The 23,932-nt window shown below is 69.1% G+C and carries 28 protein-coding genes, 1 tRNA gene and 1 riboswitch; of the genes, 18 read left to right on the top strand and 11 right to left on the bottom strand.

The annotated features are described in order from the left end of the window. Positions 1-257: 257 nt before the first annotated feature. On the bottom strand, positions 258-1,523 hold the full coding sequence (locus ACFU5O_RS04460; protein WP_384236146.1) for a PTS transporter subunit EIIC: 1,266 nt from the start codon (positions 1,521-1,523) through the stop codon (positions 258-260). Positions 1,524-1,761: 238 nt separating this feature from the next. Between ACFU5O_RS04460 and ACFU5O_RS04455 the strand changes: the two genes are divergently transcribed. From ACFU5O_RS04455 to rdgB, 4 genes are all read left to right on the top strand, one after another. Beyond that, positions 1,762-1,995 carry a glucose PTS transporter subunit EIIB gene (locus tag ACFU5O_RS04455; protein WP_384236143.1) on the top strand — a complete coding sequence of 78 codons (234 nt, stop codon included), beginning with the start codon at positions 1,762-1,764 and terminating at the stop codon, positions 1,993-1,995. Between the two features lie 78 nt (positions 1,996-2,073). Then, a complete protein-coding gene (rph, locus tag ACFU5O_RS04450) occupies positions 2,074-2,811 on the top strand; it encodes a ribonuclease PH (protein WP_384236142.1) in 738 nt (245 codons plus the stop codon). Positions 2,812-2,907: 96 nt separating this feature from the next. After that, entirely contained in the window at positions 2,908-3,282 is a 375-nt protein-coding gene (locus ACFU5O_RS04445) for a hypothetical protein (RefSeq protein WP_384236141.1), read from the top strand. Between the two features lie 28 nt (positions 3,283-3,310). Next, the gene (rdgB, locus tag ACFU5O_RS04440) at positions 3,311-3,913 is read left to right on the top strand and encodes an RdgB/HAM1 family non-canonical purine NTP pyrophosphatase (protein ID WP_384236139.1); all 603 of its coding nucleotides are present in this window, start codon (positions 3,311-3,313) and stop codon (positions 3,911-3,913) included. A gap of 56 nt (positions 3,914-3,969) precedes the next feature. Here rdgB and ACFU5O_RS04435 read toward each other — a convergent pair. From ACFU5O_RS04435 to bcp, 3 genes are all read right to left on the bottom strand, one after another. Further along, positions 3,970-4,045 (bottom strand) — tRNA-Leu (locus ACFU5O_RS04435). A 16-nt stretch (positions 4,046-4,061) separates the two neighbouring features. Then, complete coding sequence (locus tag ACFU5O_RS04430; protein WP_384236136.1) at positions 4,062-4,748, bottom strand: HNH endonuclease; 687 nt, start codon at positions 4,746-4,748, stop codon at positions 4,062-4,064. 126 nt (positions 4,749-4,874) lie between these two features. Next, positions 4,875-5,342 carry a thioredoxin-dependent thiol peroxidase gene (gene bcp / locus ACFU5O_RS04425; protein WP_384236134.1) on the bottom strand — a complete coding sequence of 156 codons (468 nt, stop codon included), beginning with the start codon at positions 5,340-5,342 and terminating at the stop codon, positions 4,875-4,877. Between the two features lie 153 nt (positions 5,343-5,495). On the opposite strand from bcp, the gene ACFU5O_RS04420 reads away from it, so the two are divergent. The 3 genes from ACFU5O_RS04420 to ACFU5O_RS04410 all read left to right on the top strand — a co-directional run bounded on the left by ACFU5O_RS04420 (position 5,496) and on the right by ACFU5O_RS04410 (position 6,779). Beyond that, a complete protein-coding gene (locus tag ACFU5O_RS04420; protein WP_384236131.1) occupies positions 5,496-5,825 on the top strand; it encodes a DUF3618 domain-containing protein in 330 nt (109 codons plus the stop codon). A gap of 55 nt (positions 5,826-5,880) precedes the next feature. Beyond that, positions 5,881-6,219 (top strand): GroES family chaperonin, encoded by a 339-nt coding sequence (locus ACFU5O_RS04415; RefSeq protein ID WP_384236129.1) that lies wholly within the window; start codon positions 5,881-5,883, stop codon positions 6,217-6,219. A 130-nt stretch (positions 6,220-6,349) separates the two neighbouring features. Next, positions 6,350-6,420, top strand: a riboswitch (guanidine-III (ykkC-III) riboswitch). Between the two features lie 38 nt (positions 6,421-6,458). Next, positions 6,459-6,779, top strand: coding sequence for a DMT family transporter (locus ACFU5O_RS04410; protein WP_384236126.1), 321 nt, complete (start codon positions 6,459-6,461; stop codon positions 6,777-6,779). A gap of 44 nt (positions 6,780-6,823) precedes the next feature. Here ACFU5O_RS04410 and ACFU5O_RS04405 read toward each other — a convergent pair whose 3' ends face one another. Beyond that, positions 6,824-9,349 carry a transglycosylase domain-containing protein gene (locus ACFU5O_RS04405; RefSeq protein WP_384236125.1) on the bottom strand — a complete coding sequence of 842 codons (2,526 nt, stop codon included), beginning with the start codon at positions 9,347-9,349 and terminating at the stop codon, positions 6,824-6,826. Positions 9,350-9,729: 380 nt separating this feature from the next. Between ACFU5O_RS04405 and ACFU5O_RS04400 the strand changes: the two genes are divergently transcribed. The 5 genes from ACFU5O_RS04400 (at position 9,730) to ACFU5O_RS04380 (ending at position 14,941) form a co-directional block, all read left to right on the top strand. After that, a complete protein-coding gene (locus ACFU5O_RS04400; RefSeq protein ID WP_384236438.1) occupies positions 9,730-10,533 on the top strand; it encodes an ABC transporter permease in 804 nt (267 codons plus the stop codon). Continuing rightward, the gene (locus tag ACFU5O_RS04395) at positions 10,526-11,350 is read left to right on the top strand and encodes an ABC transporter permease (RefSeq protein ID WP_384236122.1); all 825 of its coding nucleotides are present in this window, start codon (positions 10,526-10,528) and stop codon (positions 11,348-11,350) included. Before ACFU5O_RS04400 ends, ACFU5O_RS04395 begins: the two co-directional genes overlap by 8 nt. A 15-nt stretch (positions 11,351-11,365) precedes the next feature. Beyond that, entirely contained in the window at positions 11,366-12,337 is a 972-nt protein-coding gene (locus ACFU5O_RS04390; RefSeq protein WP_384236436.1) for an ATP-binding cassette domain-containing protein, read from the top strand. Between the two features lie 211 nt (positions 12,338-12,548). After that, positions 12,549-13,244 carry a DUF1707 domain-containing protein gene (locus tag ACFU5O_RS04385; protein WP_384236120.1) on the top strand — a complete coding sequence of 232 codons (696 nt, stop codon included), beginning with the start codon at positions 12,549-12,551 and terminating at the stop codon, positions 13,242-13,244. A 221-nt stretch (positions 13,245-13,465) separates the two neighbouring features. Next, on the top strand, positions 13,466-14,941 hold the full coding sequence (locus ACFU5O_RS04380; RefSeq protein ID WP_384236118.1) for a DUF445 domain-containing protein: 1,476 nt from the start codon (positions 13,466-13,468) through the stop codon (positions 14,939-14,941). A gap of 368 nt (positions 14,942-15,309) precedes the next feature. Here ACFU5O_RS04380 and ACFU5O_RS04375 read toward each other — a convergent pair whose 3' ends face one another. Next, positions 15,310-15,612 carry a hypothetical protein gene (locus tag ACFU5O_RS04375; protein ID WP_384236116.1) on the bottom strand — a complete coding sequence of 101 codons (303 nt, stop codon included), beginning with the start codon at positions 15,610-15,612 and terminating at the stop codon, positions 15,310-15,312. Positions 15,613-15,847: 235 nt separating this feature from the next. After that, positions 15,848-16,705, bottom strand: a complete 858-nt coding sequence (locus ACFU5O_RS04370) for a CHRD domain-containing protein (protein ID WP_384236113.1) — start codon at positions 16,703-16,705, stop codon at positions 15,848-15,850. Between the two features lie 322 nt (positions 16,706-17,027). Between ACFU5O_RS04370 and ACFU5O_RS04365 the strand changes: the two genes are divergently transcribed. The 3 genes from ACFU5O_RS04365 (at position 17,028) to ACFU5O_RS04355 (ending at position 18,564) form a co-directional block, all read left to right on the top strand. Beyond that, the gene (locus ACFU5O_RS04365; RefSeq protein WP_384236110.1) at positions 17,028-17,534 is read left to right on the top strand and encodes a hypothetical protein; all 507 of its coding nucleotides are present in this window, start codon (positions 17,028-17,030) and stop codon (positions 17,532-17,534) included. 264 nt (positions 17,535-17,798) lie between these two features. Further along, on the top strand, positions 17,799-18,242 hold the full coding sequence (locus ACFU5O_RS04360; protein WP_384236108.1) for an SRPBCC family protein: 444 nt from the start codon (positions 17,799-17,801) through the stop codon (positions 18,240-18,242). 58 nt (positions 18,243-18,300) lie between these two features. Further along, positions 18,301-18,564, top strand: coding sequence for a DUF1876 domain-containing protein (locus ACFU5O_RS04355; protein WP_384236106.1), 264 nt, complete (start codon positions 18,301-18,303; stop codon positions 18,562-18,564). Between the two features lie 115 nt (positions 18,565-18,679). Here the strand turns inward: ACFU5O_RS04355 and ACFU5O_RS04350 are convergent, their stop codons facing one another. Together ACFU5O_RS04350 and ACFU5O_RS04345 are read right to left on the bottom strand one after the other, a co-directional pair. After that, positions 18,680-18,967, bottom strand: a complete 288-nt coding sequence (locus tag ACFU5O_RS04350; RefSeq protein ID WP_384236103.1) for an acylphosphatase — start codon at positions 18,965-18,967, stop codon at positions 18,680-18,682. Between the two features lie 168 nt (positions 18,968-19,135). Then, a complete protein-coding gene (locus ACFU5O_RS04345) occupies positions 19,136-19,579 on the bottom strand; it encodes a hypothetical protein (RefSeq protein WP_384236102.1) in 444 nt (147 codons plus the stop codon). Between the two features lie 375 nt (positions 19,580-19,954). On the opposite strand from ACFU5O_RS04345, the gene ACFU5O_RS04340 reads away from it, so the two are divergent. Further along, a complete protein-coding gene (locus ACFU5O_RS04340; protein ID WP_384236100.1) occupies positions 19,955-20,956 on the top strand; it encodes a CorA family divalent cation transporter in 1,002 nt (333 codons plus the stop codon). Between the two features lie 12 nt (positions 20,957-20,968). Here ACFU5O_RS04340 and ACFU5O_RS04335 read toward each other — a convergent pair whose 3' ends face one another. Next, positions 20,969-21,178, bottom strand: a complete 210-nt coding sequence (locus ACFU5O_RS04335) for a DUF397 domain-containing protein (protein WP_384236097.1) — start codon at positions 21,176-21,178, stop codon at positions 20,969-20,971. Beyond that, positions 21,175-22,023 (bottom strand): helix-turn-helix domain-containing protein, encoded by an 849-nt coding sequence (locus ACFU5O_RS04330; RefSeq protein ID WP_384236095.1) that lies wholly within the window; start codon positions 22,021-22,023, stop codon positions 21,175-21,177. Before ACFU5O_RS04330 ends, ACFU5O_RS04335 begins: the two co-directional genes overlap by 4 nt. A 196-nt stretch (positions 22,024-22,219) precedes the next feature. On the opposite strand from ACFU5O_RS04330, the gene ACFU5O_RS04325 reads away from it, so the two are divergent. Continuing rightward, positions 22,220-22,906 (top strand): ATP-binding protein, encoded by a 687-nt coding sequence (locus tag ACFU5O_RS04325; RefSeq protein WP_384236093.1) that lies wholly within the window; start codon positions 22,220-22,222, stop codon positions 22,904-22,906. Between the two features lie 415 nt (positions 22,907-23,321). Continuing rightward, positions 23,322-23,714 (top strand): very short patch repair endonuclease, encoded by a 393-nt coding sequence (locus tag ACFU5O_RS04320; protein ID WP_384236433.1) that lies wholly within the window; start codon positions 23,322-23,324, stop codon positions 23,712-23,714. Positions 23,715-23,932: the final 218 nt, after the last annotated feature.

Raw genomic sequence — 23,932 nt, 5'->3', positions numbered from 1 at the left:
AGGGGGACGGCGGCGTCTGAGGGGAACGCGGTGGACTGGACCGCGTGGTCTACACCAGTCAGAGGTGTAGACCTGTTGTAGCACGTGAGGTTTGGATAAGGAACCTGCGAAAATCCGACGCCTGGTCAGGTCTCGCGTCCGCATCAGGGCATTACCGGCGAAGGCCCCGAATCGCCGGGTCCGAAGGGCCTTCGGGTCACTGAGGACGGGCCGGCGGGGGGCGGGGGCGGGGCCTTCGAGGGTCCGACCGCCCGCCCCTACGGCTTGGTCTGACCTTCCTCCAGCTCCTTCTCCAGCTCCTCCGGCTCCCGCCCCGGTGTCGGGATGTCGAACGCCGTGATGAGGACACGGAAGAGCACGTAATAGACCACGGCGAAGCAGGCGCCGATCGGAATGATCAGCCAGGGCTTGGTGTCCAGGTGCCAGTAGACGATGTAGTCGATCACGCCCGCCGAGAAGCTGAAGCCCGCGTGCACGCCGAGCGCCCACGTGATCGCCATCGAGGCTCCGGTCAGCAATGCGTGCAGCCCGTACAGCAGCGGCGCCGCGAACATGAAGGAGAACTCCAGCGGTTCGGTCACCCCGGTGACGAACGACGTCAGCGCGACCGAGAACATCAGGCCGGCCACCCGTTTGCGGTGCTCGGGCCTGGCGCAGTGCGTGATCGCGAGCGCGGCGGCCGGCAGGCCGAACATCATGATCGGGAAGAACCCGGACATGAACTGGCCCGCGTTCGGGTCGCCGGCGAGGAAACGGGTCAGGTCGCCCTGCACCACGGTCCCGGTCGGCGTGGTGTACTCGCCCGCCTGGAACCAGAAGAAGACGTTCAGGAACTGGTGCATGCCGACGGGGATCAGCAGCCGGTTCGCGACGCCGAAGAGGCCCGCGCCCCAGGCGCCGAGGTCGATCAGCTGCTTTCCGAACCACTCCAGGGCCGCGCCCACCGGCTGCCACAGCAGCCCGAAGACCACGCCGAGGACGCAGCAGACCAGCGCCATGATGATCGGGACGAGCCGGCGGCCGTTGAAGAAGCCCAGCCAGTCGACGAGCCTGGTGCGGTGGTAGCGCTGCCAGATGGTGGCCGTCAGCAGGCCGATGAGGATGCCACCCAGCACCCCCGGGTTCTGGGGCTCGCCCTCCGGAAGGACCTTGGTCACCGAGCCCGCGACCGGGAAGGCCTTGAGGACGTTGTGGTAGACGAGGAATCCGGCGACCGCGGCGAGTGCCGTCGAGCCGTCCGACTTCTTCGCGAAACCGATGGCGACGCCGATGCAGAAGAGCAGAGGCAGTCCGAGCTTCGGGTCGAGAATGCCCCCGCCGCCTTTGAGCAGGATGTCCGACAACTTGTCCCAGAACGGACCGTGCAGATAGGCGTTGAGGAGAACGCCGAGGCTGACCAGCATGCCGGCTGCGGGGAGTACGGCCACCGGCAGTTGCAGGCTCCGGCCGACCTTCTGGAGCCCGGGGAGTAGTCCGCCGCTCCACCACTTCCGCCGCGGTGCGGCCGCACTCTCCGCGGTCATCGGGATCCTCCCTCGATGCACACTGGTGTAGACCAGTTGCGATAGGCTCGCCGGTGCCCGGTCGTGGCTCACGGGCAGGGTGCCGGTGATCGTCATCCTTCGATACGGGATCGCAACTCGCCCGCGAAGTTGGGCCAATCGTGAGTTAACGTGGCAAAACGACCATCGGCCTCCGGTGCCCGGCCGGGGTTCCGGGGGCACCCGGAACCCCGGCCGAAGAGGACTTAGGGAGAAACACATGGCCAGCAAGGCTGAGAAGATCGTCGCCGGGCTCGGCGGACTCGACAACATCGAAGAGGTCGAGGGCTGCATCACCCGCCTCCGCACCGAGGTCAACGACCCGGGCCTGGTGGACGAGGCCGCGCTGAAGGCCGCAGGCGCCCACGGCGTCGTCAAGATGGGCACCGCGATCCAGGTCGTCATCGGCACCGACGCCGACCCCATCGCCGCGGAGATCGAAGACATGATGTGAACCTCCCGCTCACCGCGGCGAGGGGCCCGTTCCACACCGGAACGGGCCCCTCGCCCACGTGCGGCTAGGCTCAGCACCATGTCTCGAATCGACGGCCGCACCCCCGAACAGCTCCGCCCGGTCACCATCGAACGCGGATGGAGCAAGCACGCCGAGGGCTCGGTCCTCGTCTCCTTCGGCGACACCCGAGTCTTCTGCACCGCCTCCGTCACCGAAGGCGTCCCGCGCTGGCGCAAGGGCAGCGGTGAAGGCTGGGTCACCGCCGAGTACTCGATGCTGCCGCGCTCCACCAACACCCGCGGCGACCGAGAATCCGTACGCGGCAAGATCGGCGGCCGGACCCACGAGATCTCCCGCCTGATCGGCCGTTCACTGCGCGCCGTCATCGACTACAAGGCCCTCGGCGAGAACACGATCGTCCTCGACTGCGACGTCCTCCAGGCCGACGGCGGCACCCGCACCGCCGCCATCACCGGCGCCTATGTCGCCCTCGCCGACGCCGTCTCCTGGGCGCAGCGCAAGAAGCTCGTCAAGACCGGCAAGCAGCCGCTGACCGGCACCGTCGCCGCCGTCTCCGTCGGCATCGTCGACGGCACGCCCCTCCTCGACCTCTGCTACGAGGAAGACGTGCGCGCCGAGACCGACATGAACGTCGTCTGCACCGGCGACGGCCGCTTCGTCGAGGTCCAGGGCACCGCAGAGGCGGAGCCCTTCGACCGCAAGGAGCTCAACGCACTCCTCGACCTCGCCACCGGAGGCTGCGCCGATCTCGCCGCGCTCCAGACCGAAGCTCTCGCCCGCACGCTCGGAGCGTAAAGAAGCAACCAACGGCGCCTTCGCCGGCGTCGTACAGGCACGGGCGTACGGGCCGAACCGTACGCCCGTCCGTGAACCCTGGGAGGGGACCGTTCCATGCGCAGTCGTCGTATCGCACTCGCCGTCGTCACCGCAGTCGCTCTCACCGGAGCCGTCGGCTGCAGCGCCGTCGACAAGGCACTGGACTGCGTCCAGACCGCCGACGCCATAGCCACCAGCGTCGACCGGCTCTCCCAGGCGGTCTCCAACGCGTCCGACCCCACCCAGCTGAACGAGGCGCTCAACGACATCGACCAGGAACTCGGCAACCTCAAGGACACGACCGACAACGCGGATCTGTCCAAGGCCGTCGACGACCTCGCCAAGGGCGTCGACAACGTCCGTGCGTCCGTCGAGAACGGCGACAACACCCCGGACATCAAGCCCATTACGGACGCCGCTGCCGAGGTCGGCAAGGTCTGCACGTCGTGACCCCCGCAGGGCCGTCGATACTGGGCGCATGACCCGCCTGATCCTCGCCACCCGCAACGCCGGGAAGATCACCGAACTCCGCGCGATCCTCGCCGACGCAGGGCTCCCACACGAGCTCGTCGGCGCGGACGCCTATCCCGACATCCCCGACGTCAAGGAAACCGGCGTCACCTTCGCCGAGAACGCCCTCCTCAAGGCCCACGCCCTCGCCCGGGCCACCGGCCTCCCGGCCGTCGCCGACGACTCCGGCCTCTGCGTCGACGTCCTCGGCGGCGCCCCCGGCATCTTCTCCGCCCGCTGGTCCGGCGCCCACGGCGACGACACCGCCAACCTGAACCTGCTCCTCGCCCAGCTCTCGGACATCGCCGACGAACACCGTGGCGCCTACTTCGCCTGCGCCGCCGCGCTCGCCCTGCCGGACGGCACGGAACGGGTCGTCGAGGGCCGACTGCCGGGCACGCTGCGCCACGACCCGGTCGGCACGAACGGCTTCGGCTACGACCCGATTCTCCAGCCGGAGGACTACGACGTGACCTGCGCGCAGCTGTCCCCGGAGGAGAAGAACGCGATCAGCCACCGGGGGAAGGCGTTCAGGGCGCTGGTGCCGGTGGTCAGGGAGCTGCTGGGCTGAGGCAGACATACGCCGACGGCTCAGCTCGCCGGGTGCGCGAGCTGAGCCGTCGGTCTTGGTGCGCCCGGTCGGATTCGAACCGACAAACACGACCACCTAAAGATCGCCGCTCAGCCCTTGGCGTACGGGCGCATGTGACGCGCCTACTCTACTGGGCGGAGCGAACCTCGGTAAGGAGAGGCCGGCCTCGCGACGGCGCGGCGCCCCCGCGACACCAGGTGCTGGTGATCGCGTGGCAGTTGGGGCAGAGGAGCCGCAGGTTCTCGACGCGATTGTTACGCCAGTTGCTATCGATGTGGTCGACTTCGAGGGGTAACGGCTGCCCTTGCCAGATGGGTTCGATCCCGCAGAGAGCGCAGCGTTCGCTGACTCCCAGATCGCGCACAGCCCTCTTCAGTCGCTCGTTGGGTGTGCGCTTGGCGTGCGTGGAGTGGATCTCCACCAGGATCTCCCCAGCCGACCGGCGACGGCGGTTGCCCCGCATGTTCTCCGTGCGCCGTGCTGCGACGAAGTGCGATGTGTCGATGCCCAGCGCGCGGATCCTGCGGCTGATGTGCGTGTGCTGGCCACCGACGACGTCGATGCCCAGGTGGCGGAGCACTTGGCACATGTTCGTCGAGACGGCGACAGCGGATTCCAGGGTCTCCCTCGTCCAGCGCGCTCCTTCCCGCTCGAAGTGCGATGTGTCGATACCCAGCTCCTTCATCCGCTCCCGGAGATAGGACCGCGACGGTCCCTTCGGGTCGACTCCCAATCGCGTCAACGCTTCCGGCAGCGTCCTTGTCGATCTCGCCGCCTCGGCAAGGCGCTCACGGGTGTATGGACTGACTGGCATCGTCCCCTCCGTCCGGCCGCGTGTTCGCTGCCTCGCACGGAGTGACGAACCGGTTATCGGATGGTCACGTCCGGCATGCGGAACGGCCCGCACTGCTTTGTGCGGGCCGTCCGGGCGGGAGGGTCCTCAGATGCCCATATCCTTGATGATCTTGGCGACGTGGCCGGTGGCCTTCACGTTGTAGAGGGCGCGCTCGACCTTGCCGTCCTCGTCCACGACGACCGTCGAGCGGATCACGCCGGTCACCGTCTTGCCGTAGAGCTTCTTCTCGCCGAACGCTCCGTACGCCTCCAGGACCGCCTTGGACGGGTCGCCGACCAGTGTGACCTTGAGGTTCTCCTTGTCGCGGAACTTCGCGAGCTTCTCCGGCTTGTCCGGGGAGACGCCGATGACGTCGTAGCCCGCGCCCGTCAGGAGCTCCAGGTTGTCGGTGAAGTCGCAGGCCTGCTTGGTGCAGCCCGGGGTCATGGCCGCGGGGTAGAAGTAGACGATGACCTTGCGGCCCTTGTGGTCGGCGAGCGAGATGTCGTTGCCGTCCGCGTCGGGCAGGGTGAAGTCCGGGGCGGTGTCGCCGGGCTGGAGTCGCTCGCTCATTCTCGGTTCTCCTCAGGGGGGTACGGGCGTACGGGACCGAGCGTAATAGGGGTGCCGTGGGGTGCGGCGGGCGTCGAGCTGACAGACTGTCGATGACGTAGACGACGTAACAGTTGACGAACCAGTACCGGATACGACCACGGAGGCGGCGCAGTGTCGGATTCCAGGACCCCTGCGCAGATCGAGGCGGACATCGTCCGCCGGCGCGAGAGGCTCGCCGAGACGCTCGACGAGATCGGGGTGCGGGTGCACCCGAAGACGATCGTCGGCGATGCGAAGGCCAGGGTCGCCGCGACCGTGGACCAGACGGCCGGGCGGGCGTTCGTCGCCGCCAACCGGCTCATGACGGATGTGAAGAGCCGCTTCGTGCATCACGACGGCGCGCCCCGCCTCGAGCGTCTGGTGCCGGCGGCCCTCGTCGCCGTGGGTGTCGTGGGGGCCGTGGGTCTGCTGGCGCTGTCGGCCAGGAAGCGGAAGGGGTGACCGGCACTCCCCCCGGAGGGGTGCGGTCCGGGTCCGGGCAGGTAGGTTCGATGTCGTGAGCGAGAACACGCACGACAAGCTGCCGATCAAGATGCTCCACGACCGGGTGCTGGTCCGGTCCGACGCCCCGGAGGGCGAGCGGCGCTCCGGCGGCGGCATTCTGATCCCGGCGACCGCGGCGGTGGGCCGGCGCCTCGCCTGGGCCGAGGTGGTCGCCGTCGGGCAGAACGTCCGCACGGTGGAGGCCGGGGACCGGGTGCTGTACGACCCCGAGGACCGGGCCGAGGTGGAGGTGCGCGGGGTCGCGTACGTCCTGATGCGCGAGCGCGATCTGCACGCGGTCGCCGCGGACCGGTTCGAGGGCGGCCAGGACTCGACCGGGCTGTATCTCTAGCCCCGTCCGGCCCCCGGCTCCAGCCGCATCTCCGCCGCACGCCGCCCTCGCCCCTTTCGCCCGGGCAGTGAGCGCGCACGGCACGAAGACGCACGGAAAGGCCTGGTGACCCCCCGGTCACCAGGTCTTTTCCGTCTCGGTTGGTAGCTTTGAGGTACCCGACGAGACGCGCCGTACCGGGCAACGCAAAGACGACGCACCCCCTTCACGAAGTCCGCGTCGTCCCGGAGGTGCCTGTCATGGCCTGGGTTCTGCTTGTTCTCGCCGGTCTGCTCGAGATCGGCTGGTCGGTCGGGATGAAGTTCACCGACGGTTTCACCCGCCTGTGGCCCAGTGTCCTCACCGGAGCCGGGATCGTCGCCAGCATGCTGCTGCTGTCCTACGCCGCCAGGTCGCTGCCGATCGGTACGGCGTACGGCGTGTGGGTCGGCATCGGTGCGGCCGGGGCGGCGGTGTTCGGCATGGTCGTGCTGAACGAGCCGGCGACCGCCGCCCGGATCTTCTTCGTCGTGCTGTTGCTCGTGGCCGTGGTGGGGCTGAAGGCGACCTCCGGTCACTAGTCGTCCGTCCAGTCGTCCGTCCAGTCGTCCGTTCAGAGGCCCGTTCACCGATGGCGGGGGGCGCTCCCCGGGCCGGGCACGGGCTGTCCGCTGCCTCTTTCCGTCGCGCCGCGCCTGGGCGCGGCGCCGTCCGCCCCGCCGCGTCCGTGCGTGCCACGGTCCGTCCCGCCGCTGCTGTGCGGGGCCCTGCTGCCGTAGAGGGGCCAGCCCGTCCTGGGGCCGGTGGGCATGACGCCGCCGACGCGCGGGGCGCTGCCGGTCGGAGCGCGGTGGGTCGGGGCGCCGTTGCCCGGGAGCGGGGCGGTCGGGGGGACGGCCGGCGGGGCCGGTGTCCTGCCGCCCGTCGGGCCGCGGCTGCGGTTTCTTGTGTCCGGTGCCCCCACGCCGACGTCCTCGTCCTCTTCCCGCTCGTCCTGCTCGTACCGGTCGTCGCCGGCCCACGGGTACCCGTCCACCGGGAGCAGTTCGTCGTCGAGGTCGACGCCCTCCTCCAGCTCGAGGTCGAAGTCGTTGATCTCGGTTCCGTCCAGCGCCGCCGCCGTGTACTGCGCCCAGATCCGGGTGGGCGGACCGCCGCCGCCGATACGGGGCAGGCCCAGCGCCCCGTACAGCGGTTTCTGCACCGCTGTGTCGGGGTCCTGGCCCATGACGGCGACGACGGTGGCCAGTTCCGGGGTGTAGCCGGCGAACCAGGCGGCCTTGTCGTCCTCCGCCGTGCCCGTCTTCCCGGCCGCGGGGCGTCCCGCGGACCGGGCCGCTGCCGCGGTGCCGTCCTCGACCACGCTCCGCAGCATCGCCGTCGTGGTGTCGGCGGCCTTCCGGCTGATGACCTGTTCGGTCGGGACCCGGGGCAGGTCGATCTCCTCGCCGCCTCTGGTGATGCTCTCGACGAGTGTGTATCTGCCGTGCCTGCCGTGGTTGGCGAGGGTCGCGTACGCCTCCGCCATCTCGAGGACACTGGCGGTGGCGACGCCGAGCGCGATCGAAGGGGAAGTCGTCAGGTCGGGTGTGTTCGCGGGGATGCCGAGAGCGACGGCCGTCTCCCTGACCCGTGCCGGGCCGACGTCCTGTGCCATCTGTGCGTACACCGCGTTGACCGACGCGTCGGTCGCCGCCCGGACGGTGATGGACCCGTAGGAGTAGTTGTCCTCGTTCTCCGGGGCGTAGCCGATGGGCCCGTAGTGTCCGAGGACCTCGCGCTGGTCCGTGCCGTCGTAGACGGTGTGGGGGGTGATCCGGCGGCCGTCCCGGGTGCGCGAGCCGTTCTCGACCGCGGCGGTGAAGACGAACGGCTTGAAGGTGGAGCCGACCTGGTAGTCGCGCCGGGTGGCGTTGTTGACGAACTGCCTGGTGTAGTCGATGCCGCCGTACATCGCGACGACCTTGCCGGTGGCCGGATCGATGGAGGCGCCGCCGACGCGGACATTGCGGTCGACGTGCCTACGCTTCTCGCGCTTGGACAGCACGTGATCCTCGACCGCCTTGACGAAGGCGTCCTGCTTCGGCTTCTGCAGCGTGGTGGTGATCCGGTAGCCGCCGCGCGCCAGGGTGTTGTCGTCGATGATGCCGTGGCCGGTGAGGTAGTCCTCTACGGCCTGGACGACGTAGCCGCGCTGGCCGGAGAGGCCGGTCGCGGGGCGGGCGGTGTTCGGCATCGGGAAGGTCATGGCGTCGCGCTCGTCGGCGTCGAGCCACCGCTCCTTCACCATGCCGTCGAGCACGTAGTTCCAGCGGGCGACCGCGGCGGCCTTGTTCTCCGGGCGGGTGGTCACGTCGTAGGCGCTGGGGGCGTTGAGCAGCGAGGCGAGATAGGCGCCCTCGGCGGTGCCGAGCTGGTTGACGTCCTTGCCGTAGTACGCCAGTGACGCCGCCTGGATGCCGTAGGCGTTGCGGCCGAAGTAGCTGGTGTTGAGGTAGCCCTTCAGGATGTCGCTCTTGCTCTGTTCGCGGTCGAGCTTGATCGCGATGAAGAACTCCTTCACCTTCCGGGTGACGGTCTGTTCCTGGCCGAGGTAGTAGTTCTTCACGTACTGCTGGGTGATCGTGGAGCCGGACTGTCTGCCCTTGCCGGTGAGGGTGTTCCAGCCGGCGCGGAGCATCGCCTGGGGGTCGATGGCCCGTTCGGAGTAGAAGTCCCGGTCCTCGGCGGCGAGTACGGCGCGCTGGACGGTGTGCGGAATCTGGGTGAGCTCGACGTTCTCCCGGTTGATCTCTCCGTCGCGGGCGATCTGGGTGCCGTCCGCGTAGAAGTACACGTTGGACTGGGCGGTCGCCATGGCGTTCGCGGGCGGGATGTGGACGAGCGTGTAGCCCGTGACGAAGCCGCCGATGAGGAGGAGCGCGACGACCAGGGACGTGCCGAGCAGCGCCCGCCAGGTGGGGACGAGGCGTCGCAGGCCGGTGCGCCGGGGACGGGGCCCGCGGCCTTGGCCGCCCTCATGACTCGTGCTGCTCCCGTCCTGCTGACCTGTGGTCATGCTGTCCTGGGGGGCGGGGTCGTGGGGCGGGGCGCCGGCGGTCGCCGGGTCCCGGGGGTGCCGGCCTCGTTGCTGTGCCTGCTCGTCGCTCATGTCGGTGGAGACTCCTCGGCCCCGTCGTCGCGGACGATGTCTTTTCGGGCGATTCGCTTGGTGTGCCCATACTGCACTTATCGTCCCGATAACCCCCGGACCCCTCGTCGGAATACGGTCGCGTGGCAGATCCGCCTGGGCTAGCGTCTTTCGTTCGGATCAGGCCGGATCAGTGAGCGGGGTCTGGCGGCGTGCATCGCAAGGCGGAGGAGGGAGTCCACGCGGTGGGGGCACCTCCCAGCGGTAGCTGGGGGACGTCGGCGACTGACGACAACGCAGCGAGGTGCGGTGCCAGGGCGCGCGAACCCGGCAAGATCCGAACGAGAGGCCCTAGGGTCGTGCGCTTTGGTGCCGACAGCTTCTATCGAGGAGAGGTGGCTGTGGTTCGGCTCTACGCGGCCGTCGCGGCCGGTGGGTTCCGGCGCTATGCGACGTATCGGGTGGCCACGGTGGCAGGGGCGTTCACCAACACCGTCTTCGGCTTCATCGTGGCGTACACCTATATCGCCCTCTGGGATGAACGTCCGCACCTCGGTGGCTATGACCAGCCCGAGGCGCTGACCTATGTGTGGCTCGGCCAGGCCCTGCTGATGGCCTGCGCCATGCTGGGCGGCGGCTTCGAGGACGAACTGATGGAGCGCATCCGTACGGGTGACATCGCCATCGACCTCTACCGCCCGGCCGACCTGCAACTGTGGTGGCTCGCGGGCGACTTGGGGCGGTCCGCGTTCCATCTGCTCGGCCGCGGCATAGTGCCCCTGCTGATCGGAGCGCTCGCCTTCGATCTGGCGCTGCCTCCTTCACCGCTGCTCTGGCCCGCGTTCCTGGTCTCGGTGGCGCTCGGCGTCGTCGTGAGCTTCGCCGTCCGCTACCTGGTGGCGCTCTCCGCCTTCTGGCTGATGGACGGCGCGGGTGTCCTCCAGATCACCTGGCTGGCCGGGATGTTCTTCTCCGGGATGCTGCTGCCGCTCACCCTCTTCCCCGGCGCGCTCGGAGAACTGGCGCTGGTCCTGCCCTGGTCCGCGCTGCTCCAGGTCCCGGCGGACGTCTTCCTCGGCAGACGCACCGGCTGGGCGCTCGTCGAGGCGTACGCCTTCCAGGCCGGGTGGGCGGTGGCGCTGCTCGGGGCCGGACGTCTGCTGCAGTCCCTCGCGACGAGAAGGGTGGTGGTCCAGGGTGGCTGACGCCCTGCGGACGCTGCACGGAGGCCTGCGCGCGTACCGGCTGATCGCCGTCATGTGGATCCGCTCGACGATGACGTACCGCGCCTCCTTCGCCATGACGGCGTTCGGGAACTTCGCGGCGACGGCGTCCGACTTCGCCGTGATCCTGCTGATGTTCTCGCACGTGGACACGCTCGGCGGATACAGCCTGCCGGAGATCGCCTTCCTCTACGGGGCCGCAGGGACGGCCTTCGGCCTGACCGATCTGGTGATGGGGTCGCTGGACCGGGTCGGGCGGCGCGTGCGGGACGGCACGCTCGACATCCTCCTCCTGCGGCCCGCGCCGGTTCTGGCGCAGGTGACGGCCGACCGCTTCGCGCTGCGCCGGCTCGGGCGGGTCCTCCAGGGGCTGGTGGTGCTCGGCTGGGCACTCCTCACGCTGGACATCGCGTGGACGCCGCTGAAGGTCCTCATGGTGCCGGTGATGGTGCTGAGCGGGGCGGCCATCTTCTCGGCGGTCTTCGTGGCGGGCGGGGCGTTCCAGTTCCTCGCGCAGGACGCCGCCGAGGTGCAGAACTCCTTCACGTACGGCGGCAACACGCTGCTCCAGTACCCGCCGACGCTCTTCGCGAAGGACCTGGTGCGCGGCGTGACCTTCGTCGTACCGCTCGCCTTCGTCAACTGGCTGCCCGGGCTGTACGTGCTCGGGCAGCCCTATCCGCTGGACCTGCCGCGCTGGCTGGCCTTCACGCCGCCGCTCGTCGCCGCGCTGTGCTGTGCGCTCGCCGGACTGGCCTGGCGGGCGGGCCTTCGTTCGTACCGGAGCACGGGGAGCTGAACCCTCATGGACACCATGGACACCACGGGTGACTTCATCGAACTCGACCGCGTCGAGAAGGTCTTCGACGTACGCCGCAGAGCAGGTCTGCTGCGACGGGAGAAGACGCGGGTACGGGCCGTCGACGGCATCAGCTTCAGCGTGCCGCGCGGCGAGATGGTCGGCTACATCGGCCCCAACGGCGCCGGAAAGTCCACCACCATCAAGATGCTGACGGGCATTCTGACGCCGAGCGGCGGCCGGCTGCGCGTCGCCGGGATCGACCCCTCACGCGAACGGACCCGGCTGGCACAGCGCATCGGCGTCGTCTTCGGGCAGCGCACCACGCTCTGGTGGGACCTGCCGCTGATCGACTCGTACCGGCTCGTCCACCGCATGTACCGGATCCCCGACGCCAGGTACCACGCCAACCTGGACCGGTGCGTGGAGCTGCTGGACCTGGGTGAGCTGCTGAACGTGCCCGTACGGCAGCTGTCGCTCGGGCAGCGGATGCGCGGCGACATCGCGGCGGCGCTGCTGCACGACCCGGAAGTGCTCTACCTCGACGAGCCGACCATCGGTCTCGACGTCGTCTCCAAGACGAAGGTGCGGGGGTTCCTGCGCGACCTGAACGCCGAGCGGGGCACGACCGTGCTGCTCACGACCCATGACCTGACCGACATCGAGCAACTGTGCAAGCGGGTCATGGTCATCGACCAGGGCCGGCTGATGTACGACGGGGCTCTGGCCGGGCTGCACGAGGTGGGGGCGAGCGAGCGGACGCTGGTGGTGGACCTGGACCGGGAGCTGCCGCCGATCGAGGTCGCGGGGGCGCGTCCGGTACGGGTGGAGGGGCCGCGCCAGTGGCTGTCGTTCCCGGCATCGGAGTCGGCGGCGCCGATCGTGGCCGCGATCGCGGCGGAGTATCCGCTGGTGGACCTGTCCGTGCGCGAGCCGGACATCGAGGCGGTGATCGCGAAGATGTACTCGGAACGCGTGACACTCTGAGCGTCCGCTTCCGCGTCTCGCCCCGACTCGTCTCGCCCCGTCTCGTCCCGTCCCGGTCTCGTCCCGTCCCGGTCTCGTCCCGTCCCGGTCTCGTCCCGTCCCGGTCTCGTCGCGCTGCGGACGTCGCGCCGTCGGGCCGCGGCACGAGACCGGCCGGGCCGACTGTGCACAACCGGATGTTCGGGCCGTGCCGCTTGATTACGCTTTCCGTATGACCAACGATCTTCCGGAGATGCGTGCCTCCGATGTCGAGCGGGAACGGATCGCCGAGCGCCTGCGCGATGCCGTGGCCGAGGGCCGGCTGGACATGGACGAGTTCGAGCAACGGCTCGACGCGACGTTCAAGGCGCGTACGCGCGGGGAGCTGGAGCCGCTGGTACGGGACCTCCCGGCGCCCGGCGGGGCGGCCGCCGCACCGGTCGCGGCTCCCGCCGGGGGCGGGGCCGACTGGTCGCGCCGTATCGGCAGGCCCGCGACCTCCAAGGGGGCGTTCGCCTTCTGGGGCGGCTTCGGGCGCAAGGGAACGTGGACGATCGGGCGCCGGTTCACCGCCGTCGTCCTGCAGGCGGGCGGCGAGATCGATCTGCGTGACGCGAACTTCGAGGACCGGGACGTCGTGATCCGCTGCATCGCGATCATGGGTGGTGTGCAGATCACCGTTCCCCCGGACATGGAAGTCGACGTCCGGGGCTTCGGCCTGATGGGCGGCTTCGCCGAGGCGGGCTCGGTCGAGGCAGAGATCACGCCGGGTTCTCCGCGCGTGACGATCACCGGCTTCGCGCTGATGGGCGGTGTCGGGGTCGAGCGCAAGCTCCGCAAGGCCGAGAAGCAGCGGCTGAAGGAGGCTCGCCGGCGCGAGCGCCTGGAGAAGGACGAAAGGGGTGGGGCACGCGGGGAGCTCGAGTAGCGGGGAGCTCGGGTAGGGGCCCGCCGCCTCCCTGCCCTACAGCCCTTTCCCTGCCGCCCGCCCCTGCCGTCCTGTTCCTGCTCCCTGCGCCCATCTGCCCCGCATCGCGACCCGCTCCGCGCCCGCCCGGGTTACCCGCGGGCCCGCGCGGGAACTCGAAGTGCGCCCCGGGAGTAGGTCAGGTAGGGAAGGGACGATACGTACGCGGACGGGTGGAGCGGATGAAACGCACTGAAGGCGCTGAGCCGGACACACCAGGGGACACGGACAGGGGCGCCGCCGGTACCTCCACCCCCGCGGACGCCCATGCTTCCGAGAAGCCCGCAGCGACGGGGAAGCAGCTCACGGCGGGCACCGCCGGGCGCGCGGACGGGGCGAGACGGCCTCCTGCGTCCGCGGGTGCCGCAGGCCGTACCCGCACCTCGCCGCTGCCCTCCTTCGCGTACACCGCCGCCGACGAGGAGAAACAACGCGGTGTGCGCCGGATGAAACTCACGGCCACCGGTCTGCTCCTGCTCGTCGCGCTGATCTTCGTGCTCGCCACCTGGGCGAAGAACGCCGGAGTCGAGGGCTGGCCCGGCTACGTCGCCGCCGCGGCCGAGGCAGGCATGGTCGGTGCGCTGGCCGACTGGTTCGCGGTCACCGCCCTGTTCAAGCACCCCCTCGGCATCCCCATCCCGCACACCGCGATCATCCCCACCAAGAAGGACCAGCTCGGCGCCTCGCTCGGATCGTTCGTCGGCGAGAACTTCCTCTCCGGCGACGTCGTACGGGCCCGGCTGCGCTCCCTTTCCCTCGGCGGCCGTTTCGGCGCCTGGCTCGCGGAACCCGCGCACGCCGACCGCGTCACCGCCGAGCTGTCGACGGCGCTGCACGGCGCGCTCACCGTCCTGCGCGACTCCGACGTCCAGGCGGTCGTCGGCGAGGCCATCACCCGCCGCGCCGAGGCGGCCGAGATCGCCCCGGGCATAGGAAAGGCCCTGGACAAGATCGTCGCCGACGGTGCCCATCACCGTGCCGTCGACCTGATCTGCGCCCGCGCCCACGACTGGCTGGTCCTGCACGGCGACTCCGTCATGGACGCGGTCCAGGGCGGGGCTCCGGGCTGGACCCCGCGCTTCGTCGACCGCAAGGTCGGCGAGCGCGTCTACAAGGAGCTGGTCAGGTTCGTCACCGAGATGCGTGACGCCCCCGGTCACCCGGCGCGCGGCGCGATCGACCGCTTCCTCGCCGACTTCGCCGCCGATCTCCAGGGCGACACGGACACCCGCGCACGGGTGGAGCGCATGAAGTCGGACATGCTGGCCCGGCCCGAGGTGCAGGACATCATCGCCTCCGCATGGTCCTCCGTCCGCGCCATGATCATCTCGGCCGCGGACGACGACCGCAGCGAACTGCGTCTGCGCGCCCGCGCCTCTCTCATGGCCTTCGGGGCCCGTCTCGCGACGGACGGCCGGCTGCAGCGGAAGCTGGAGGGCTGGCTGGAGGAGGCCGCGGTCTACGTGGTGACGACGTACCGCACGGAGATCACGTCCCTCATCAGCGACACGGTCGCGAGCTGGGACGCCGAGCACACGTCCCGCAAGATCGAGGCACACATCGGCCGCGACCTGCAGTTCATCCGTATCAACGGCACGGTGGTCGGTGCGCTGGCAGGCCTGGCGATCTATACGGTCGCCCATGCGCTGGGCGCGTGACCGGACCTTTCCTTCCGGCCCCGCGCCCAGCTCCAAGGGGGAGTTGCCCCTATGTACGGATGGGGGGCCGCACCCGTTCAACGCGGCTCCCCGGCTTGGGAATTGGGCGTCTTCGCCGACGGCGGCCGAGCGCCGTGACCGACCGACCTGCCGAGCCGGGCGTGGCTGCCGAGCCCGGGTGGCCCGCGGCTCCGGACGCCCCTCGGCCCCGGCCGGCCGGGTGTTCGCCGGACCGCTCGGGTGTCGCTCGGCCGGTCGCGTAGGGCCGCATGCCGTCGGCCGGTTGCCGGGTCGACCGGTGGCGCAGGGCCCGGGTGCCTCGGTGCGCCCGGGTGTCCCGGTGCGCCCTGGTGTCGGTCCGCCCGGTGTCAGGCCGCTCTGCGTGTGACGGCCCAGGAGGCGAGGGCCACCCCGCCCGCCACGGTGAACACGGCGGGCCAGGCCCCGACCTTCTTCGCCAGCGGATGCGAGCCGGCGAAGGCGGCGACGTACGCGGCGCTCAGCCCCGCGGCGGCCTTGCTTCCGGCCTGCTGCTGCCACTGCCGCGCGGCCACCGCGCCCGCGGCGGCCAGGGCGACCCCGCCGAGCGGACGCTTCCTGGTCCAGCGGGCGACGCCGTAGCCCCCGATGAGGCCGCTCGCCGCGACTGCCGCTGCCGGAATCCTGGCCATGGTGTGCCGCCTTTCGCTCGGTTCGCGCGGTGCGCTCGGTCTTCGACCGACGGCATTCGAGCCTAATCGAGCGGCGCTTTCGTCCGGGCGCCGGGCGCCCGGGACGTGGGCATCGGGCCGTGGGCGTCGACGCCTGTACGGAAGAGGTCGGCGCCGACCGCGAAGTCCGCGCCGACCGGCGACGTCCGCGCCGACCGTGGACGCCGGCCCGCGGCATCCGCGGAAGTCGGCCGCATCAGCGGAAGAACTGCCCCCGCACGGCGCCGTCCGGGAACTCCCCGGTGTGGATGTTGGAGTAGTAGTTGCCCGGGTTCTCGCGGACCCGCTTCACCACGTCCGGGTTCTGTCCCCCCAGCCGCCCGGAGACGGCGAAGATCCCGTCCGGCACCGGCCGGTTGAAGAAGTCGAAGACCACGTCACCGTTCTTGCCGAAGCGGCCCTTGTGGATGTGCCCCTTCGACGGGCTCTTGATGTTGATCCACGCCAGCGAGTAGTCGACCGCCGTCCCCTTCGGGTGCAGGAAGGTCACCGCGTGCCCGTCCGGGTCGCCGACCTTCGACGTGTCGTTCTTCGGGACCTCCTGGCCGCCGTTGGCAAGGGCCCGCAGCTTGCCGCCCTTGATGATCTCCAGCGGGTTGACGTTCCGCTTGAGCGGCTTGAGCTGGCCGCGTACCGCCCCGCCCGGGAACTCGGCGCTGTGAAGGTTGACGTAGAAGCCGGAGGGGTGCCTGCGGATGCGCTCGGCGAGCTCGGCATCGGTGATCGCGACCTGCCCGGCGGCAGAGTGCACGGTGTCGGGCATCGCGCTGCCGAAGAGAGGCACCTTCACGGCGCCGTTCTTTCCGGCGGCGCCCTCGTGGATGTGGCCGAGGCTGGGGACGAAGCCCTTCCACTGGAGGGCGAACGTGACCCGGTCGCCCTTCACCTTGACCAGGGCGATGGCCTTGCCGTCGGGGTCGTTCACGGCGGGGCCGCCCTGGACCGGGACCTCGTCGGCGCCGGAGAGTTCGGCGGCGAAGGCGACAGCCCTGCCGGTGGCGGGCCTGGTGAAGGTGGCCGCGCCGGCCGCCTTCGCGTCCGCCTTGTCCGCCACGGTCGTCTGCGTCTGCGTCTGCGTCTGCGTCTGCGACTGCGTTGCGTCGGCCGAGCCGTGGCCGCCATGACCGTCGTGCGCGATCGCCGGAGTAACACCCGCAACACCAACCACAATTGCTGCTGCTGTTGTGGCCAGAATTCGCCTCTGCATTGTTTTTGTCCTCCCGTTGGGCCCGGCCCGGATAGAGTCGGGTTCGCCGGGAAGTACGCACCGGAACTCGGGCTCGTTCAACTGAACATTACTGAATTCGATTGAACCGTCGGTCAGTTGTGCGCGTAGTAACTGACGTACCCACACACACCACACACGGGGGATCACCATGCGCAGGACCCGTTCACGTACGCGTACTACTACCACGCTTCTGGCAGGCCCGGCGGTAGCACTCGCCCTGCTCACCCTGACCGCCTGCGGCGGCTCCGACGAGCCTGCCGCGTCCGCCGGATCCACCGGCAGGCCCGCCTCCGCCGCCGCCTCCGTCAAGATCGCCGACTCGCAGTTCGGCAGGATCCTCGTCGACGATTCGGGCCGTACGCTCTACGGATTCACCAAGGACAAGCCCGGCGGCGGCAGTGCGTGCGACGTCGACTGCATCGCGGTCTGGCCCGCCCTCACCTCCCCCAAGGACGTCACCGCGGGCAGCGGCGCCAAGGCCTCCCTGCTGAAGGAGACCAAGCTGGGCGAGGGTGCGGAGCAGGCCACGTACGGAGACTGGCCGCTCTACTACTACGTCGGCGACGCGACGCCCGGTGACGTCAACGGGCAGGGTCTGGACGGCGAGTGGTTCGTGATCGGGGCGGACGGCAAGCTGATCAAAAAGGCGCCCTGAGGTATTGAAGGAAGGCTCCGTGACGTCATCCGGAATTCATGTCACGTTTCTGTCATGAATTCGTGACAGGAATATCCGCGGCGGCAACCCGCGCGGCAGCCGGATAAGCGGATCATTCGTGGGCGAGGCGGCTTCCCTGTCCGGTCGGGGCCGGGCTTCGGCGACGCGGCGCACGGAGCGGCCGCGGCGGCGGGGCTCCGGCCCCGATCCGTTGCGGTCACGCGCGGCGGAACGCACCCTGGATACAGAGACAGGGAGACTGCCATGCCCATTCTCGAGGAACAGATCGACATCACCGCACCTGGCGGCGTGGTCTGGGACCACCTGCACCAGGTCGAGGACTATCCACGCTTCGTCGGAGGAGTCCGCGAAGCCCGGCGCGAAGGTGCGTCGGGCATACACATGGATCTGCTGGCCGGCAGGGGCACCGCCCACGAGATCGATGCCGCCACCGAAGATCTCCACCCCAAAGAGACGATGACGTGGAGGACCAGCAAGGCCCCGCACCTGAGCGGCTCCGTCTCGCTCCTCCCGCTCGACGCGACCCACACCAGGATGCAGGTACGCATGGAGTACGACCCCACCGAGGCGCACAACGCCTTCGGGGGGCCCAAGGGATTTGCCCAGTCCTCCGCCATAGAACGGACCGTCCGGGCGGACCTCCACCAGTTCAAGGACCTGGTGGAACAGGCACATCCCGCCAAGTAACCGCCACGAGCCCCGCGCGCCGGGGCCGACGGAACCGGTACGGCGAAGGTGATCCGTCATGACGCAACACTGGAACATCGACTTGTCGTTCGAGGAAGACGGGACCCGCACTGCCTGCACGGCCTCCCTCAGTGGCCCCGACGCCCCAAGCGTCCTGGGCACGGGAGTGGCCAGGCGCAGCCCGGGCGACACCCCTGACACAAAGATCGGCGAAGAGCTGGCAGCCGCCCGCGCCTGCTCGAAACTGGCCCATGAACTGGTGGACCGGGCAGCCGCGGACGTGGAGAGCCACACCCACAGGCCGGCCGACATAGCCATGTGACCGAGCCGGTGGCCACGAGCACAGGGCCGGGAGCCTCCGCTCCCGGCCCTTGGTGTGTCCCGTGTCCCGTGTCCGGTCCGGCCTCCGGCCGGCCCGAGCGGCTCGACGGCCGCTCTCAGCGCGCGGCCCTCGGCGTGTTTCGCACCTCGAACCCCTCAAGCCCCTCGGGCGCCTCTTCCCACACCTCCACGCTTTCCACCACAGCGGACGGCGGCCCCTGCCGCGCCCATCGCACCAGCGTCTCGACGGCGTCCGGATCGCCCTCGAACACGGCCTCCACACGTCCGTCGGCCAGATTGCGCACCCAGCCGGACACCCCGTACTCACTGGCCACCCGCCGACATGTGTCCCGGAAGAACACGCCCTGGACCAGCCCGGACACGATCACACGCTTGTGCACCATGCCTCCGGATCGTACGAGCCGCACAGCACGACGGCGGGGCGACGCGACGCGAGCCTCGGCCCCGACAGGTGCACTCCGCCGACCAGGCCCGCCGCGCAGCCACGAGGGCTGACCGGCGGGTCTGGATCGTCAGGGGTGAACGTCAGGGGTGAACGTCAGGGGTGAACGTCAGGGCCAGAGCCGGATGGTCACTTCCGGCGTGGTGTGCTCCGGCCTGCCTTCGGTGTAGACGAGGTGCAGCTGGGTGTACCGCTGCTGCTCAGGATGCTGCGGCCATGCCTCGGGGCGCTCCAGTCGCACCATCACGGGGTAGTTGTGGAACTTGCCTGCGGCGCAGTACGGCTTGCAGTCGTTCACCACGTTGAGCCCGCGGCCCGTTGCCGACGTCGAGCCCCAGTGCGTCCACTTGAGCGCGATGAGGCTGCTGTTGCCGTCCCCGCACGCGATCAAGAACTCGCTGGGGCGCACCTGCGGCTTCGAGAAGCAGTCGACGATCACGACGTGAGCGCTTGGCTGTGACCCTACGGAAGGGGAGGCGGATGCCGGTACGACTGCCGCGACCGCCGCAGCGGCATAGATCAGAACCGCTGTCATCAGCTTGTGTCTCTGCATGTCTGCTCCCTAGCCCTTTCTCCGAGCCCACGTGGCCCTCCGTGCCCACTGGCCTACCGCGCCCCGTGATACCCGAATCCGGGGCGCGCGCCGGACGGCGCTGTCGACCCCCTCGCAAAGGTTGCTCCTGTATCGACGCTACGACCGTGCCCAGGGACACACCACCTGCACAGCCAATATATTCATCAAGCGACGAATATATTGGCCTGGTCCTCGGGACCGGGAAGCCGCTTACCCGTGGACGCGGCACCCTCCACGTCGTTCACCCGATCGGGGTTCCCGGCGGTGCGAACGAGTCTCTCCGTATGCGTGGACGTCGGGGTGTGCGCAGGCTGGGGGAGTGCCGCTGCAGGGCGTGATCCACGGTGAGGGGCGATGATCGTATCGGTGGTGTCGATGCCGGAAGGCGTCGTTGCCAGTGCCCCTGTGTCGGAGGCACGTGAGCGTCTCGCGGCATCCCACTTCCTGCTCGTGGACATCGGGCTGCCCAAGGAGACATCGCCCGGCGAACGGCCGGTCTCCGACGAGCTCGGCCTGGAGGCCGAGGGCCTGACATGGCTCGGCAGGGAAGGCGAATCCGTGCGGGCCGAGTACCTGGGGGACCGGGCCGGGTTCGTCGTGCCCGTGATCGAAGGCAGCAGGCTGGGCCATGTCCACGTCTTCGTGACCGAGCGGCACCTGGTCACGGTTCACCGAGGACCGATCGGCGTGATCGAGAGCCTCATCGCCCAGCTGCCGCACGAAAGACCCTCCGACGCTGTGGCCACGCTGTTCCTGCTGCTGGAAGAGGCCCTGGAGAGCTTTCACCGCTCCGCCGTACAGGCCTTGCTGGAGGTGGAGGACCTGGAGGACGAGATGTTCCAGCAACGGAACCCCCAGCAGGTGCACCGTCTGTCGCTCCTGCGACGGCACGCGGCCCTCCTGCACCACGCGCTCCTGCCCTATGCGGAGGCGGCGGACGAGACCCTCGCGCGGAGGATGATGAGCGGCAGCGTTCGGGAGGAGCGGCAGCGGCTCACTCGTGAGTACCAACGCAACATGCGGTTGGCCCTCACGAGCATCGAGTCCCTCCAGGACGCCGCCCGGCGTGCCTTCGCCAGCTACTCGTCCCTGGTGTCGGGCGAGCAGAACGGCGTGATCAACAGGCTCGCCATCGTGTCGACGATCTTCTTGCCGCTGACGTTCCTGACCGGATTCTTCGGTATGAACTTCAGCTACATGACGAACGAGTTGGAGAGCAGATCCGTCTTCTGGCTGCTGGCCGTGGGTCTGCAGACGGTTGTCCTGTTCATCGCCCTCTTCGTGCTGCACCGTAGCCGGCTCTGGCGAAGACTTCGCGACGACAACGGTGCCCCCGACGCAGCCGACGAGCGATGACCCCAAGCTGTCTCAGCGGAACAGGCCCGCTCGCAGTGCGCCCACGAACCGACCCCATGCGTTGCCGGCGACTGCCATTCGCGGGCCGTCGGGGAGCTTGGAGTCCCGCACTGCCGCGTCGGCGTCAGCGAAGCGCACTTCCACGCACTCCCCACCCGAGCCGTTGCTGTAGCTGCTCTTGAACCATCTGCCCTGGCCTGTCGTGCCGGTCGCCGTGCTCATCGGGAGTGCTCCTCCAGTACGTGCTTGATCAGTGCTGCCGATCGCGGCGGGCTGGAGGCGACGGCTCGCAGATTGTCGAAGGCTCTCGTGTACTGGCTCACGTCGCCGGGTGTCTCCAAGTAGATGGCATCGGTCAGTCCGTCGCGATACACCACATCGGGGTCCTCCTGCTCAGGGAAGCCGAGGATGGTGAAAGCGCCGGTCGCGGGGTAGGTGCCGGCGTCGAACGGCAGAACCTGCAGTGTCACATTCTTCAACTCGCCGACTTCCAGCATACGGTTGAGCTGGCGCCGCATCAGGGCTCGGTTCCCCACGACATGGTGCAGCACGCTCTCGTGAACGATGCACCACAGGTCGGGCGCCCCGTCTCGGGTGAGCATCGCCTGCCGTTCCATGCGTACGTTCACTGCACGGTCCAGGTCCGTCGCCGTGAGTTGGTTGGAGACTCGATGCAACTCGGCTGCGTAGTCGGAGGTTTGCACGAGGCCGGGCACGAACTCGCACTGGTACTGGCGCAGGCTCGAAGCGTCCTGTTCCAGGCCGATGTAGACGGAGAACCACTGCGGGACCCCGGCGCCGTGCGCCTGCCACCAGCCGCGCACCTTGGATTCCTTTGCCAGGGACTTGAGAAACTCGCGCAGCTCGTCCGTGGTGTCGTAGAAGCGGCAGAGCGCGTCCACGTCCGAAGGCTGTACTCGACCGCTACCCGTCTCCAGCCGGTTGACCTTGGAACCGCTCCAGTCGAGGGCCTGCCCGACCTGGTTGCAGGTCAGCTTGTTGTCCTCCCGGAGCTTCTTGAGCTCGATCGCCAAGCGACGGCGACGGGCTGTTGGTGAACCGGCCAAGGTAACTCCTCCTGCATGACGTGGCGTTCAGTCTCCTTGTGAAGGTGCTACGGGGCCAATCACCCGATCCGGCGAATCCCTTCGTGCACATTGCACGGCGGGACGTGCACTGCCATGCTCACCCATGTCGACACAGCATGTGGCCGAACGAACTCACTCGGTGACCGACCGACGGTCGGCGTACATAGGGAGCGGCATGGAAGTCGATCACTGTATGCAGAGGAAGCCGTGGGAACTGCCCTTCCTGGCTGAACCGCGGGAGGTCGCCGGGCTACGTCGCATCCTGCGTCTGCACCTCGGGATGTGGGGCCTTCAGGAGTGCGTGGAGGACGCTCAACTCTGCGTCAGCGAACTGGTGTCGAACGTCATCGCCCACGTCGGCCCGGGTACGCCGACGACGCTCGCGGTCGCGGTGAGGGGGACGCGTTTGCGTATCGAGGTCCGCGACCCGGACGCGCGTGCACTACCGACTCTCCTCGCCCCCGAACGTGAGGCGGAGTGCGGGCGCGGCATTGCCCTGCTGGACGCGGTCGCGGACAGTTGGGGCGTCGTCCTGCACACGGACTCCAAGGTCACGTGGTGCGAACTCGCGACCAGTCTCACCTCACCCGAGGGGCATGCCGGCGGAACCCGCGTCACACGGGCAGAGGCTCTGCTCGGTCTCTACAGTCCTGCCGAGCTTCCGAGAGCCCGGCACGGCAGCCGGCTGAGCCTCGCCACCGCAGAGGAGGCCGCAATCGACGCGATCGCAGACCTCCTCCACTGGCTGCACGCTCACGGCTGCGATCCGGACGGGGCGCTGGATCGGGCCCAGATGCACTTCGAGGCGGAGGTCGGGACAGCACTGGGCGCTCCGGCCTCGCCAGGGGTTACGGCACGCTGATTGGTTGTGAGCCAGCGGCTCTGTGCAGTGTCCGGTAACGTCGCCCGGGCGCGCGGTTGGTGTTCGGTTCGCGACGGTCGACCGGGTTTCGGGCAGAGTGGCGATCATCGAAGTGCAGGGCGCCAATGGCCACTGAACCCTTGCGTTCTCTCGCACGCGGGTAGTGCCCCGGCTGCCCTCCGACCTTCGTCACAAGATCACCCAACAGGTCGTAGAGGACCGGCGGGGAATCATGAACGCGCACGGGTGGCGAGTAAGTGGCGCCCCGGGGTCGGTGTGAATCACTGAGGCGTGGGTCAGGGCAGACCTGGTGTGCCGCCTGACCGCGGGCTCGGTACATGGTTGCACCCTGGCATCAATACGGGAGACTGGTTCCATGTCCCCGTCCGCTTCGACGCCGGCCGTCGCCGCCCGAATGAGTCGTCAGGCTTCCCGTGATACGACGCAGGAGTTGGCCGTTCGTCGACTGCTGCACGGCGGCGGCTTGCGTTACAGAGTGCACGTTCCCGTCCCGGGGATGCCCCGTCGGACCGCGGACATCGTCTTCGGCAAGCTGAAGATCGCGGTGTTCCTCGACGGATGTTTCTGGCACGGCTGCCCGGTCCATGCCACGAGTCCGCGGGCGAATGCCGAATGGTGGCGCTCGAAGCTCGACAGGAACATGGCGCGCGACCGAGAGACGACCGATCACCTGCTGTCCGCAGGCTGGATGGTCCTCAGGTTCTGGGAGCATGAGTCGGCCGAGGATGTCGCGCGCCGGATCGCCGCAAGTGTGACGTCCAGGCGATCGTGTGCTGGTGGGCGCTGACGCGACCTGTGGCCTCCTTGCAGGGTGCCACGTCGTGGGGCGAGACGTTCGCCGGCGACCTTGATTTCGTGTATCGGCCCCCTTCTCACCGAATAGTCTCTAGGGGTTATATGACGGTGGGCGTGCCGGTGTGCGCCGCAGGGTGACTGTGTCGTTCATGGAGCAATCCGCGGAGACGTGAGGCCCTGCGGTCCAGTCGGCTTCAGTGAACGAGAGCG

The sequence above is a fragment of the Streptomyces sp. NPDC057445 genome (assembly GCF_042802855.1).
Classification (GTDB): Bacteria; Actinomycetota; Actinomycetes; order Streptomycetales; family Streptomycetaceae; genus Streptomyces.
The sequence above is the reverse complement of the archived record's forward strand: the minus strand, read 5'-3'. Positions and strand labels throughout refer to the sequence as shown.

Bases quoted from the DNA above. Each gene is read 5' to 3' on its own strand.
- ACFU5O_RS04410 (WP_384236126.1), top strand. From the start codon at position 6,459: ATGGCCTGGGTTCTGCTTGTTCTCGCCGGTCTGCTCGAGATCGGCTGG.
- rph (WP_384236142.1), top strand. From the start codon at position 2,074: ATGTCTCGAATCGACGGCCGCACCCCCGAACAGCTCCGCCCGGTCACC.
- ACFU5O_RS04325 (WP_384236093.1), top strand. From the start codon at position 22,220: ATGGAAGTCGATCACTGTATGCAGAGGAAGCCGTGGGAACTGCCCTTC.
- ACFU5O_RS04345 (WP_384236102.1), bottom strand. From the start codon at position 19,579: ATGCAGAGACACAAGCTGATGACAGCGGTTCTGATCTATGCCGCTGCG.
- ACFU5O_RS04340 (WP_384236100.1), top strand. From the start codon at position 19,955: ATGATCGTATCGGTGGTGTCGATGCCGGAAGGCGTCGTTGCCAGTGCC.
- ACFU5O_RS04360 (WP_384236108.1), top strand. From the start codon at position 17,799: ATGCCCATTCTCGAGGAACAGATCGACATCACCGCACCTGGCGGCGTG.
- ACFU5O_RS04355 (WP_384236106.1), top strand. From the start codon at position 18,301: ATGACGCAACACTGGAACATCGACTTGTCGTTCGAGGAAGACGGGACC.
- ACFU5O_RS04350 (WP_384236103.1), bottom strand. From the start codon at position 18,967: ATGGTGCACAAGCGTGTGATCGTGTCCGGGCTGGTCCAGGGCGTGTTC.
- rdgB (WP_384236139.1), top strand. From the start codon at position 3,311: ATGACCCGCCTGATCCTCGCCACCCGCAACGCCGGGAAGATCACCGAA.
- ACFU5O_RS04455 (WP_384236143.1), top strand. From the start codon at position 1,762: ATGGCCAGCAAGGCTGAGAAGATCGTCGCCGGGCTCGGCGGACTCGAC.
- ACFU5O_RS04405 (WP_384236125.1), bottom strand. From the start codon at position 9,349: ATGAGCGACGAGCAGGCACAGCAACGAGGCCGGCACCCCCGGGACCCG.
- bcp (WP_384236134.1), bottom strand. From the start codon at position 5,342: ATGAGCGAGCGACTCCAGCCCGGCGACACCGCCCCGGACTTCACCCTG.
- ACFU5O_RS04335 (WP_384236097.1), bottom strand. From the start codon at position 21,178: ATGAGCACGGCGACCGGCACGACAGGCCAGGGCAGATGGTTCAAGAGC.
- ACFU5O_RS04365 (WP_384236110.1), top strand. From the start codon at position 17,028: ATGCGCAGGACCCGTTCACGTACGCGTACTACTACCACGCTTCTGGCA.
- ACFU5O_RS04320 (WP_384236433.1), top strand. From the start codon at position 23,322: ATGAGTCGTCAGGCTTCCCGTGATACGACGCAGGAGTTGGCCGTTCGT.
- ACFU5O_RS04430 (WP_384236136.1), bottom strand. From the start codon at position 4,748: ATGCCAGTCAGTCCATACACCCGTGAGCGCCTTGCCGAGGCGGCGAGA.
- ACFU5O_RS04380 (WP_384236118.1), top strand. From the start codon at position 13,466: ATGAAACGCACTGAAGGCGCTGAGCCGGACACACCAGGGGACACGGAC.
- ACFU5O_RS04390 (WP_384236436.1), top strand. From the start codon at position 11,366: ATGGACACCACGGGTGACTTCATCGAACTCGACCGCGTCGAGAAGGTC.
- ACFU5O_RS04460 (WP_384236146.1), bottom strand. From the start codon at position 1,523: ATGACCGCGGAGAGTGCGGCCGCACCGCGGCGGAAGTGGTGGAGCGGC.
- ACFU5O_RS04375 (WP_384236116.1), bottom strand. From the start codon at position 15,612: ATGGCCAGGATTCCGGCAGCGGCAGTCGCGGCGAGCGGCCTCATCGGG.
- ACFU5O_RS04445 (WP_384236141.1), top strand. From the start codon at position 2,908: ATGCGCAGTCGTCGTATCGCACTCGCCGTCGTCACCGCAGTCGCTCTC.
- ACFU5O_RS04385 (WP_384236120.1), top strand. From the start codon at position 12,549: ATGACCAACGATCTTCCGGAGATGCGTGCCTCCGATGTCGAGCGGGAA.